We start from the raw sequence: 12,286 nt of genomic DNA on the forward strand, positions 1-12,286 counted from the left end.
CCTCAATTTCTTGCAATCCTCGCTACGGACGCTTAAGTCCGACAGGCTGCTAGCCCTTCTTAAGGATCGATCATCAAGTATCGATTTTACTAAAAGCGTGTAGCGTTCACCATGCGGCTGCAGTAAAGAGGTACAATGAAATCAGAAAAGCGAATGCTGGCGAATTGGGGGGAGGGCTTGCCTCACTGGCAAGATACTCGAGGTTGTTCGCACTTGCTATATTCACGGTCAGGGACGACTTCCATACCAGAGAGCTTCCTTCCTCGGGAAATGCTTCAAAGATATAAACATCACCATTATTATATCTTGGTCGCAGAATAACCAAATGCTGATCCCCACTCTGACATAGCCAGCTATTGATGATTTCACCTTCATCGCCCAACTGGTTAATAACACTGTTAGTCTCGCAAAGTGCAACAATGGGAAACGCTGATTCCTTGTTAATTTGCAGATTCTGATTCTCGTTATGGCGAACATTCCAGACGAGTTGAAAGGGTTGTTTAATTGAATCACTAAAATCTGTTGGGGCAGTTGTTGGATAAGTTGTTATCACAGGGTAAGTCGTTGTCTCAGTGTCATTCCCTGTCTCAGAATAAGCCGTTGTTTCAGAATAAGCCGTTGTTTCAGGATAAGTCGTTGTTTCAGATTCTTTAATGGGTTCGACATACACCATAAGTCGCATGTTATGGGATCGGCAATGACCGCCTTCACGGTTATCGAGTGAAGATTTAGTACCATTTGCTGTGGATATAAAATAGTAGGAATGACCTGGCAAATAGACTCTCGAATCGACAGCACCGTATTCAGTAAATAGTACCCTGTGGAAACGAATAAGAGCAGGTGTATCGCATTTTCTCAAAAGCAAACTTGAAGACTTGGTGATATTTACTTTACATTGTTCATAGTCGGCTTTATCGACTTGCCAAAGGTTATCATACATTTCGTCAGGATTTTTAAAGTGCTCGCTGGGCTTTAGATAAATGGCAACATTACCACAAACAAAATATGTCACTGATCGAGGCAGTACGGATAAGCTTTCATTCACATTTTTTGAAAATGCATCAATAGTCCACATGATTGAAGGGTTGTGGCCTGCTTGAGCTTTAGCCAGATGGAGTAGCAAGACGAGACCGACTAAGTTGACTTTCATACATTTTCTCCACGACACATAGAAAGATATATGGAACATAAGAGCCACCTGAGCATTTTTTTAAACACCCGACTCTATAGCATCACATTGGCTTGTGTGCCACGGTAAAATAGCAGACTTTCAGAGCACTAAAGATTCGGTTAAGTCGTGAACTTTTAGTGAAAAGACAAAAGACATGGGTAGGCAGGAATTTCTGCTACTTTTGTTTCTGAGCTGTAATGGAGAAAAAATATGAAGCCTGTTTTATTTGGACTCGCACTGTTATTCCATCTTTTGCCAGTGTGTTATGCGATTGATGAATACGAAAGCATTTTTTGGGATCCGGATTTGTTTTCGCATGAGGTGAATACAACCCTGTATGTAAGGCTAAATGCAAAGATAAATGTTATCTGTCCGAGCATTGACATTGTTGTAAAGCATCGGGGCAAAGATCGACAAGTCTCTACAACGTACGAAAATGTATGGTTGGCCTTCAATAAAACGAGCTATGATAATTGTCGGATAGATAAAAAGTATGATCCTAAAGCAGTCCTTTACCTATGCCCTGATCCTACAAAATTGAATAAAATTCCACTGATCTTTCGTAGTCGTTCTAGCGCACCTCCTAGCACTCCGACTTTATTTGAAGGGGGAAAAGATTACTATTTGATATCCACATCTGATGGCACTGAGTCTTCAATCCACCGTAGTGAAGGTGGGCGTTGCCATACACGTAATATGCGTGTCAGGATTCATGTCTGTGAAGCAAAAATGTCTGATAGCCTTGATCCCAACTGCCGTAGAATACTTGATCCCAAATCAAATATTTGTCCTGCAACCGATCCTGTTGCTGAACCTTATCATTTAACGACTCATGCTCCCGTGACGACTCTTGCTCCTGTAACGACTCCTGCTCCTACCAATATTTCCGAAATCTATAATGACACTGACTCTGATACCGAAACGTTTACCACAACAATGGCTGAAACGGTTAATGCAAGGGCGACTGAAACGACTTCAGCCGGGTATAATCATCCATTGCCACGACCTGTTGAGTTAGTGTGGGTGATTGGCTACAACCAGTCTCAAACCGAACATATTTCTGAAGCAGCGAATCATTCGTTGGTGGCGCTTTGTGAAGAGACCAACAGTAAGGTCAGTTTGCTGAACGACAGGGGAACCATTGTTGATAGCTGGTTATGCCAGCATGCAGGCGAGCGTCTGGTGATTCTCAAACCCGAATATCGCAGTGGTGACGTTTATCTGTTTGAGGCATTACCCGGGTATGGCAGCGTGAGGCCATGGAAATCGGTCCTGACTGTCAATGTAGACAATGTGGGTAGCGTCAGGCAACGCTTTATCAGTAACGCAGACTCCCTCTATCACCTGCCTGGATTTGCTCTTTTGGCCTCAATGTATTTTATTGCTGCAAGCATACACTGACAGGCTTAAGAATCGTCCCCTGCCCGATCATTTGCAGACGAACTTGCGGCTGATGGATGAGAAGTGCAAGGGGCCGTGACCTGAACAGACTCAAATAGCCTTCACCACACGCTTGTAGTAAAGAGATACAATGAAATCAGAAAAGCAAGTGCTGGCGAGCGGGGAGATGGGGTTGCCTCACTTGCAAGATACTCAAGGTTATTCGCACTTGCTATATTCACGGTCAGGGACGATTTCCATACCAGCGAGCTTCCTTCCTCGGGAAATGCTTCAAAGATATAAACATCACCATTATTATATTTTGGTCTTAGAATGACCAAGTGCTGATCCCCACTCTGACATAGCCAGCTATTGAGAGTTTCACCTTCGTCGCCCAGCCGGTTAATGACACTGTTAGTTTTGCAAAGCGCAACGATCGGAAATTCTGAGTCCTTGTTAATTTGCAGGTTCTGATTCTCGTTATGGCGAACATTCCAGACGAGTTGAAAAGGTTGTTTAATTGAACGACTATGAACTGTTGGAACAGTTGCTGGATAAGTTGTTGTAACAGGGTAAGTCGTTGTCTCGGTGTAATTCACTGTTTCACTGTGATTCCCTTTCCCGGTATAAATCCTTTTTTCAGGATAAGTTGTTGTTTCAGGATAAGTTGTTGTTTCAGGATAGGTCGTTGTTTCAGGCTTTTTATCACTGCATTCGGGATCATTGACTTTACAAACATACACCGCAAGTCGCATGTTATGAGATCGGCAATGACCGCCATCAAGGTCATCGAGTGAAGACTTGGCACCATTCGCTGTGGATATAAAATAGTAGGAATGACCTTTTTTATAGACTGGAAGATTACCGGCAGCATAATCTCTAAAGATTGCCCTGTGTGTGGATATTTGAAACGGATCTTTGCATTTTTTTAAAAGTAAACTTGTAGACTTGCTGATATCCACTTTACATTGGTCGTAGTCAGCTCTATCGACTTGCCACAGGTTGTCATATAGCTCGCTGGGATTTTTATGAATCTCACTCGGCTTTAGATAAATGACACTATTATAACAAACAAAATAGACTATTGATTCATACTTTAGGGATAAGCTTTTATTCACATTTTTTGAAAATGCTTCAGTCATCCAAAATATTGAAGGGTTGTGAATATTTGCATGAGCCTCAACCAGCTGGAGTAGTATGGCGAGTCCCAGTAAGTTGACTACAACGGACTTTCTCCAGGAAACGCGGAAAGACAAATGGAGCATAACAGTCACCTGACTTTTTTAAACACACAACTGTATAGCATTACATTGGCTGGCGCGCCCCGGTAATTGCATGAATATTGCCAAACAGAGGTTTGAGCGATAATCGACGTTTATTGAGGCATGATTGTTCTGTAGTAGCGGCATTTGGATTGCCGTAAGTGAGCAATTCTCGCTAAATAATCTAAAACCTCCAATAGCCGCTCCTTTAGTGCACCAAAGGTTCGGTTAAATCGTGAACTTTTAGCGAAAAGAAAAAAGACATGGATAGGCAGAAATTTCTGCTATTTTTGTTCCTGAGCTGTACTGGAGAAAAGAACATGAAGTCTGTTTTATTCGGATTCGCATTGTTATTGCAACTGTCGCCAGTGTGCTATGGGCGTGTTCATTACGAAAGCATTTTTTGGGAACCGGATTTATTTTCGCACGAGGTGAATACAACCCTATACATGACTCCAAATTCAGAGATAAAGATTATTTGCCCAAGTCTTAAACTTGTTGTAAGGAAACGATTTAAAGATCGACAATACTATGCAACCTTCGAAAATTTATGGATATCCCACAACAAAACGAGCTACGATAACTGTCGGATAGATAAAAAGTATGAGCCTAATGCAGGTCTTTATCGATGCGATAATCCAGGGATTGTTGATCATATGTCACTGACTTTTCCTAAACGTCTTAATAAAATTATCCCGGAAGGGGGTAAAGATTACTATTTGATATCCACATCCGATGGCTCGGAGACTTCAATCGAGCGCAGTGAAGGTGGAAATTGCCTTAAACATAATATGCGCATCAGGGTTCACTTCTGTAAACTACCTGGTGACCCCGATCCCAACTGCCGTGGACCATTTGATCCCAAGTCAAATATTTGTCCTGCAACCGGCCCTTGTCATGGAACGACTGATGTTCCTGAAGCGACTCCTGTTCCTGTTCCTGCTACTGTTTCTGAGACCTATGATTACATTGACGCTGATGCCGAAGTGTTTAGCGAAACAGTCATTGTAAGGACTTCAGGCGGGTATGATTATTCACTGCCACGACCCATTGAGTTAGTGTGGTCGATCGGCCACAACCAGACTCAAACCAAACATATTTCTGAAACAGACAATCACCCGCTGGTCGTACTTTGTGAAGCGCCCAACAGCAAGGTCAGTCTGCTGAATGATAAAGGAACCATTGTTGATAGCTGGTTATGTCAGCATGCAGGCGAGAGTCTGGTGATTCTCAAACCCGAATACCGGAATGGCGACGTTTATCTGTTCGAGGCACTACCCGATAATGCCAGTCCGAGGCAATGGAAATCGACCCTGACTGTCAATATAGGCAGTGTAGCTAGCGTCAGGCAAGGCCTTATCAGTAAAGCAAACTCCATTAATAACCTGCCGGGATTTGCCCTTTTGGTCTCAATGTATCTTGTGGCTGCAAGTGCACTCTGAAATATTTAAGAGTCGTTTCAGACTCTTAAATAGTGGTGCCAGCGTTTTATTGGAATGAATTATAGCGTCATAAAACCTTCTTTTTTTTGTCACCTCCAAGAAATATTTTCAGCCCAATATACTCACCCGCAGTTAATAAAAAAACAGCCATGAGGGTCTTGCAGCCATGCTTTGAAGTCTGGCGAGGCGGCAAGGACTCTCGGGTTGTAAATGATAAAAAATGCCGACACACCGTTCCTTAGAACGAATGAATAAATACTAAAACACAGTATAAATGGAGTTTTTAATGAAACGTAAACCTGTTTCTGTGGCGGTAGCCGCTGTTGTTGCGGGCCTGACCCTCTCTTCTGCCCATGCTGGTGTCGTCAAGACAGAAGGTGAAGATATAATCGTCAGCACCAAGAATGGTGGTCTTGCGCTGAAAACAGAAGACGGCGCTTTTTCTTTCAAGGTGAGCGGCAAGTTACAGTGGGACTATGCAAGCCTCGATGATCTTTATGTTGCAGACAGTGGTAATGATGCTGAAGCCCGTAAAGGCTATATTCGCCGTGCCGAGATTGGTTTCAGTGGTAAGGCGTACAGTGATTGGAAATACAAGCTCAAGTTGAAAACCAAAAGCGACGATTCAATTGAACTGGATGATGCCAAAATCAGTTATGTTGGCTTCAAACCTGTCGAAGTGACTTTGGGTCGCTGGGGTCGTGACTATGGACTGGAAAATACTGTCAGCTCTTCCTGGATTATGGCCATTGAGCGTCCCATGATGTATGACTTCCTGCAAGGCGATGAAGGTAATGACTACGGTATTCAGGTAGCAACCGGTGGTGATAACTATACCGCCGTGTTTGGTATTCATCATGATGGACAGGCGGAAGAAGATAAGCCAGAAGTAGAACGGACTGCCAGTTATGTCTTGCGTGCTACCTATGCCCCCATCATGAATGATGACATGCTGCTTCATCTGGGTCTGAACTATTACAACAAGAATCCGGATGGTGGTTCTGATGTTGAGTTAGAGTCCTCCTTAGGCGCTAAAAAAGGTGCAGACAGGACTGTAACGGTCGCAAACGTTGATAAAGATTCTGAGTATGTTCTGGAGTTGGCGGGGCAGTTCCAATCACTCCAGCTTCAGGGTGAATATGCAGTGAGAGACATGAAGTCTAAAAACGCTAACAGCGACGCTAAAGTTTCCGGCTACTATGGACAGATTTCTTACATGCTGGATGGTGGCAAGCGCACTTATAAAGAAGGTGCTTTTGGTAAGCCAACCGGTGGTCAGTGGGAAGTGTTCGCACGTTACACTCAGGCTACTATCGACCAGGATAGTGTGAGTGATGATCTTGAGCTGAAAACCACTACTTTGGGCGTGAACTACTTTGCGACCAAGAATATCCGTGCCAGCCTGAACTATGTTCAAGGCAAAACCAATGAAAACATTGAAAATGATAAGGGAAGCGCTATCGTAAGCCGCCTGCAATACGTGTTCTGATCCCCAGTCAGTTCCTTTGTGTATGAACTTGGCCCTGTTTTGCAGGGCCTTTTTGATGGTGCCGTAAATGGCGCTGTTCCGGAAGCTATAACAACTGCCGACAGTCAAGCTTCTTCCACACCTTTGTTATCCAGTGGTGGGGCATCCGGCAGGGTAGTGCCTGAGCGCCTTTTTCGGGAATGCACGATTGAGCCAGATCAGTGAACATTTCGTCGACCTCTGACTCAGTATTGTCCCGGTTTTCTTCACCCGGCAATGCATTAATTCGATCCGCGCCCAAAATGCTTTTCTGCCCTGAGCGTTAGGGCACAGACATGTTTGCAGTTGAACTGTATGGGGCAGGTGCAGGTACCTGATACAGCATCTTCAGCAGGATCATCCGGATAAGGGTTCAGCTCAATATCGACCAGATAGACCCTGCCTTCTGAACCTTTGACTTGCCCACTTAGAATGCCTGTCTCATCATCTAATTCCAGTGAAATAACCTTATTTCGACGAAAGTAATCAACTCCTCGCTGGGCAGTTTTGGCTCTGAACAGGTCAATGAGGTCGGGATTCAGTGAGTGCATAAAGTCCTGACGGGAAAAGGTAAAAGTGTGAGCATAGCAGTCGGTAGGGTTTCGGAGCAGGCGGGGGTAGTGTTTCGGTTATGGATAGATAAAAGGAATTCCCGTTAATCTTTTCGGCTTCAGTGCCTGAAAACCAACAATTTGTCACAGAAGGTGCCATAGAAAGTGCGGTAAAATCAGAGAGATCAGCTTTTGATGGATAGAATGCTCTGTTTATTCCAGCAAACGATCCATGAATAGGGCTATTTCACGTCATATTTTGTAAAAAAAACGAAAAATGAATTAAAGTGACGAAGAAATTTGACGAAATAGAATTTTAGACCTTAAATGAATTAATAAGAGTTTGCTTATTGCGATTCATATTATTTCAAGGCTGTTTATTTTCATTGCGTTGATGACAAGGAAAGTCGTTACAATGGATGCAGCAGATCAGGTATTGATCATAGAAGACTCTCAGCAGCGCCGACATGATCTAGGTACCATTATTGAGTTTATGGGGTATCGTACCAGAGCGGTCAGTTCCGCCTACTGGGAAGATGCTATCAGGGAATCCGACAAAAATGGTTTCTGTGCGCTTTTTCTTGGAGACTTTCTCCAGGCAGAAAGTTCAATGCAGGGGATGATCGCCCGCATACAGAACTGGAGTGGCGGGGTTCCCGTCATTCGCATAGCCGACCCGATTCCTGAAAACCTTCAATCTTCTCTACGCAGACAGATTATTGCCCGCATTGACTGGCCCTGCAATCGTTCGCAGTTACTCTCTTGCCTGCATTACGGTCAGGTGTATCGCGAGCAATGGCGTCAACTTCATCAGACCGGCATGAACCAGCAGGTAGAACTGTTCCGTGGGCTGGTGGGTAAAAGTGACAAAGTCCGTAAAGTTCGTGCTTCCATGGCGCAGGTGGCCAACCGTGACGTCAATGTTATGGTGACCGGTGAGTCAGGAACTGGCAAAGAACTGGTGGCCAGAAATCTGCACGACCACTCCCATCGTCGGGATATGCCTTTTGTGCCGGTAAACTGTGGTGCCATTCCTAATGAATTGCTGGAAAGTGAACTGTTTGGCCATGAGAAAGGTTCTTTTACCGGTGCGGTAAGCTCAAGAAAAGGACGGTTTGAACTGGCACAGGGGGGCACACTGTTTCTTGACGAAATTGGTGACATGCCGCTGCACATGCAGGTTAAGTTGCTCAGGGTTCTACAGGAACGCACTATTGAAAGAGTAGGTGGTTCCGAGCAGATTTCCGTGGATGTCAGAATCATAGCGGCTACCCATAAAAACCTTTCTGAAATGATTGAGTCTGGTGAGTTCAGGGAAGACCTGTACTACCGGTTGAACGTATTTCCCATTGAAATGCCGGCGCTAAGGGATCGTCCGGAAGATATTCCTCTGATCCTCAATGAGTTGGTTAGCGCAATGGAAAAACAGAGTCGTGGCTCCATTCGTCTTAGTTCTGCTGCCATTTTATCGCTGTGCCGTCATGACTGGCCAGGTAACGTCAGGGAAATGTCCAATTTGTTGGAAAGACTGGCGATCATGTACCCATACGGTGTCGTAGGTGTTCAGGATTTGCCGCAGAATTTTCGTCATATGGAAGCTATTTCTGATGATGACGGTGTTGCCGAGTTGTTCCCGGACAGTATTCAACCTGCAGGGCCTGGAAAAGTCGATGATTTAGCGATCCTTCCTGTGGGCGGGCTGAATCTAAAGGAATTTTTGACCCGGCTGGAAAAAAGTCTGATTCAGCAAGCTTTGAGTGACTGCAACAGCGTTGTGGCCAGAGCGGCTGACAAACTTCAGATTCGCCGAACAACTCTGGTTGAGAAAATGAGAAAGTATGGTCTTCATCGTTATGAAGAAACCATGCGTTAATCAGCTCGTTTCAAAAAAATGGCTGTCAGCGTGAGCTGATAGCCATTTTTTTTGTCTGCACTTTCCCTGTCATCATATCGACTCTGTTACGGTTTCGTCTTCTTCTGAAAAAAGTAGTCGAGAACGTTTTTGTTTTTTGAAATCCTGAAAATTTTATTTGATAGCTGTCTTTCTTTTTTTACTTAAAAGAAGGTCGTTTTTATGGTTCGTTAAATGATCAGTGACTTTGATTTATTTGGCACTTTCTTTCGTTCGGGTAAGTTTTTTTCAGTTTATTAAAACTAACTTTCTTTTGTCGTTTTTTGAATTTTCCATTTTTAATCTTTATTAAGTCAGTTAAATAGCACTTTTTACTTTTCTATAAATTTTTATGCGACAGCAATACGTCACTATAAAATGACAGTGTCAAATAACTTTCTTTTTATTTTTCAATAAAACGACGATTGATTTATTTTGTTGAGAGTGATCTTGACTCTGTCAAAAAAGTAACGTGTCGGGGATTCGGCTGGTTAAAAAAAATATCAATAAAAACAGTTTGTTATGGAGTTTGGTTGAGGTCTGGTCAAAATAATGCCGCGTCAGTGATATGGCTATGCCTGAAAAACAGGCATTTTAAAAAATTGGCACGGCTCTTGTTATTAATAAGGTACAGGCAGTAAAAAATAAAAAACGTTTTTGATTCCAGATCTTGTGCAGTAATCACTTAAAAGAAGCTGAAAGCCATGAACTCATCAACAAAACAAATTATTGCAGTTGCGGGGTGTAAAGGTGGAGTAGGTAAAACATTAGTTGCAGTCAATCTCGCACTGGCTCTTACAAACAACGGTAGACGTGTTGTTCTAATGGATGGAAACCTTGCTGTTCCTGATGTCGGAATAAGTCTTGGGCTTGAGAAGAAGCTGGATATGACTCACTTCGATGCCAACGACTCTTTTTCAAGTTTTATTCAGGATGGCCCTCAGGGTCTGAAGGTGTTGTCGCCAAAAGGGGAGCCTATCTGGCGGGAGACCGTAGAAACCGGTCATGCTGTCCGAATGATAGAAAGCCTGGAGTCACTGGCCCCCACTCTGGATACCCTCGTCATTGATACCGCACCCGGACTGGCTCCGGACAATGTAGCTCTTATTCAGGCAGCGGGAGAAATTCTTATCGTCATCAATCAGGAGGTTGTGTCACTGCTGGATGCTGTGAGGATGATCCGTATGCTTTATAGAATATACGGTGTTCGTCGTTTTGGAGTGATTGTAAATGCCGTCAGTAACCGTCGGTACGGTTCGAACCAGTTTGAAAGACTGCAATCCTACTTGAGTGATGAAGTAGAAATTATTCTCCGTTATCTGGGGGCGATTCCATTCGACAAGGCTGTCGCAGAATCGCTCACCCGTCAGCAGGCTCTGCTGCAAGTCAATCCGGATTGCCGGGCTTCGAAAGCTATTTCCCGTATTGCTCATCAGATAATGGCGATACCGGTTACACCGCCAAGGGGTCGTATCGAATTCTTCTTACCAACAAGAATAAAAGAGAGGGTATAAGCATGGATGCTACAGCACAGGAAGTGCAGGCTACGAAAGCCAATCAGGAAAAGAGTCAGAAACTGATTCAAACCGAAATGGTTGAAACTCATAAGGCTCTGGTAAAAAGAATTGCAAACCACCTGGCCGCCAGAATGCCAGCCAGCGTTCAGATCGATGACCTTGTTCAATCAGGTATGATCGGTTTGCTGGAAGCTGCCTCAAAGTACGATGCCAGTAAAGGTGCCAGTTTCGAAACATTTGCCGGCATCCGTATTCGTGGTGCCATGTTGGATGAAATCCGAAAAGGTGACTGGGGACCAAGATCCGTTTACAGAAACAGTCGCAAAGTGACTGAGGCTATTCAGAAGGTTGAAGCCCGCCTGGGAAGAGACGCCAGAGACTTCGAAGTGGCCCGGGAGCTGGAGGTCAATCTGGATGAATTCTACACCATTCTCAGTGACCTTCGTGGTTGTCGACTGTTCAGTTTTGAAGAACTGTTCGACAGCGAAGAGTCCAGAATGCAGGCCCGTTCTGGAGACCGCGGCCCATCGGCCGATATTCAGGAAGAGAAGTTCAAGTATGCCCTTGTAGAAGCTATAGAGAAGTTGCCCGAGCGGGAAAAGCTGGTCCTGATGCTCTATTACGATGAGGAGATGAATCTCAAGGAAATTGGCAAGGTTCTGGGCGTCAGCGAGTCCAGAGTCAGTCAGATTCACTCCCAGGCAGCTGTCAGATTGAGAGCCAAGCTCCATCACTGGTTAGGTTAAACCTCCAGTGTACCCAGAGGGGCCCTTGAGTATGGGGGCCCCAAGCTCTGAAATAAGTATTTTTGTTTCTATCCAAGGTCATTGTTTCTCCAAACCCTGTGGCTGGAATGTACGCAGGCCCTTGCTCCACATACTTTTTTTTTGAGTGGTTTTTATCAAGTAGTTTTTATTAAGCAGTCTTATAACGGACCTGTATTAAAATGAAATGGAATTCTTATCTTGCGGCGTGCTTTCTGGCCCTTTCCTCTTGTTTCTTGTCCGCACAAGAAGCGCCAGTCAATATTAAAAACGTGGTTACCATTAATACCCATCAGGCCAAGCGCCTTCATGAGCTGGGAGCCCTGTTTATAGATGTGAGGCCATATCAACAGTGGGAATGGGGGCATATTGAGCGGTCTCAAAGTCTGGATCTCAGGGCTGGCTTCAGACAGCTGTTTATGCCTGGTGCTCTGGATAAGAAAACGCCCATCGTCATCTATGGCAACAGCACTTACCACATGAGGGGAGCGATCGCGAGTTACCTTGCTGCACTCTGGGGTTACAAGAGAGTGTTTTTTTTCAGGGATGGCTACTTTTCCTGGTTGGCACTTGATTACCCGGTGACGCTTCAATCAGACTTGGGAACAGAAGAAATAATCGGCTGGAAGCCAGAAAAGAAAAAGATTGAAGATATGAGCAATTTACAGACATTCCCGGCAATGATGAAGTAAGTCATTTTCAGCTAGCTTTCGGGCTCAATCACTTCAGGCGCTCGCAGAGCCGGGAATCATTCAGCTTGAGTTAATAAGCTTGCAGTTATACCTGCTGGCGAGTACCCAC

11 protein-coding genes are annotated in these 12,286 nt (G+C 44.4%); 8 read left to right on the forward strand and 3 right to left on the reverse strand.

The features are described 5' to 3' along the window. Nucleotides 1-106: 106 nt before the first annotated feature. On the reverse strand, nt 107-1,150 hold the full coding sequence (locus KDK17_RS11395; RefSeq protein ID WP_257274861.1) for a hypothetical protein: 1,044 nt from the start codon (nt 1,148-1,150) through the stop codon (nt 107-109). A gap of 645 nt (nt 1,151-1,795) precedes the next feature. Between KDK17_RS11395 and KDK17_RS11400 the strand changes: the two genes are divergently transcribed. Next, nucleotides 1,796-2,572: a hypothetical protein gene (locus tag KDK17_RS11400; protein WP_257288129.1), complete on the forward strand. Its 777-nt coding sequence runs from the start codon at nt 1,796-1,798 to the stop codon at nt 2,570-2,572. A gap of 101 nt (nt 2,573-2,673) precedes the next feature. On the opposite strand, the gene KDK17_RS11405 is transcribed toward KDK17_RS11400, so the two are convergent. Further along, the gene (locus tag KDK17_RS11405; protein WP_257288130.1) at nt 2,674-3,816 is read right to left on the reverse strand and encodes a hypothetical protein; all 1,143 of its coding nucleotides are present in this window, start codon (nt 3,814-3,816) and stop codon (nt 2,674-2,676) included. 317 nt (nt 3,817-4,133) lie between these two features. Between KDK17_RS11405 and KDK17_RS11410 the strand changes: the two genes are divergently transcribed. The 3 genes from KDK17_RS11410 (at nt 4,134) to KDK17_RS11420 (ending at nt 6,948) form a co-directional block, all read left to right on the forward strand. Further along, entirely contained in the window at nt 4,134-5,255 is a 1,122-nt protein-coding gene (locus KDK17_RS11410; protein WP_257288131.1) for a hypothetical protein, read from the forward strand. Nucleotides 5,256-5,541: 286 nt separating this feature from the next. Then, complete coding sequence (locus KDK17_RS11415; RefSeq protein ID WP_257288132.1) at nt 5,542-6,744, forward strand: OprO/OprP family phosphate-selective porin; 1,203 nt, start codon at nt 5,542-5,544, stop codon at nt 6,742-6,744. A gap of 18 nt (nt 6,745-6,762) precedes the next feature. Continuing rightward, a complete protein-coding gene (locus KDK17_RS11420; RefSeq protein WP_257281971.1) occupies nt 6,763-6,948 on the forward strand; it encodes a hypothetical protein in 186 nt (61 codons plus the stop codon). Nucleotides 6,949-7,004: 56 nt separating this feature from the next. On the opposite strand, the gene KDK17_RS11425 is transcribed toward KDK17_RS11420, so the two are convergent. After that, nucleotides 7,005-7,313 carry an SWIM zinc finger domain-containing protein gene (locus tag KDK17_RS11425; protein WP_257288133.1) on the reverse strand — a complete coding sequence of 103 codons (309 nt, stop codon included), beginning with the start codon at nt 7,311-7,313 and terminating at the stop codon, nt 7,005-7,007. A gap of 415 nt (nt 7,314-7,728) precedes the next feature. Here KDK17_RS11425 and KDK17_RS11430 point away from each other — a divergent pair, with 415 nt between their 5' ends. The 4 genes from KDK17_RS11430 to KDK17_RS11445 all read left to right on the forward strand — a co-directional run bounded on the left by KDK17_RS11430 (nt 7,729) and on the right by KDK17_RS11445 (nt 12,177). Then, nucleotides 7,729-9,186 carry a sigma-54 dependent transcriptional regulator gene (locus KDK17_RS11430; protein ID WP_257281969.1) on the forward strand — a complete coding sequence of 486 codons (1,458 nt, stop codon included), beginning with the start codon at nt 7,729-7,731 and terminating at the stop codon, nt 9,184-9,186. A gap of 722 nt (nt 9,187-9,908) precedes the next feature. Then, on the forward strand, nt 9,909-10,718 hold the full coding sequence (locus KDK17_RS11435; RefSeq protein WP_257288134.1) for a P-loop NTPase: 810 nt from the start codon (nt 9,909-9,911) through the stop codon (nt 10,716-10,718). A gap of 2 nt (nt 10,719-10,720) precedes the next feature. Continuing rightward, nucleotides 10,721-11,467 (forward strand): RNA polymerase sigma factor FliA, encoded by a 747-nt coding sequence (locus KDK17_RS11440; RefSeq protein ID WP_257281967.1) that lies wholly within the window; start codon nt 10,721-10,723, stop codon nt 11,465-11,467. A gap of 200 nt (nt 11,468-11,667) precedes the next feature. Then, a complete protein-coding gene (locus tag KDK17_RS11445) occupies nt 11,668-12,177 on the forward strand; it encodes a rhodanese-like domain-containing protein (protein ID WP_257281966.1) in 510 nt (169 codons plus the stop codon). Nucleotides 12,178-12,286 lie beyond the last annotated feature (109 nt).

Source organism: Endozoicomonas sp. SESOKO2 (assembly GCF_024606245.1).
GTDB lineage: Bacteria > Pseudomonadota > Gammaproteobacteria > Pseudomonadales > Endozoicomonadaceae > Endozoicomonas_A.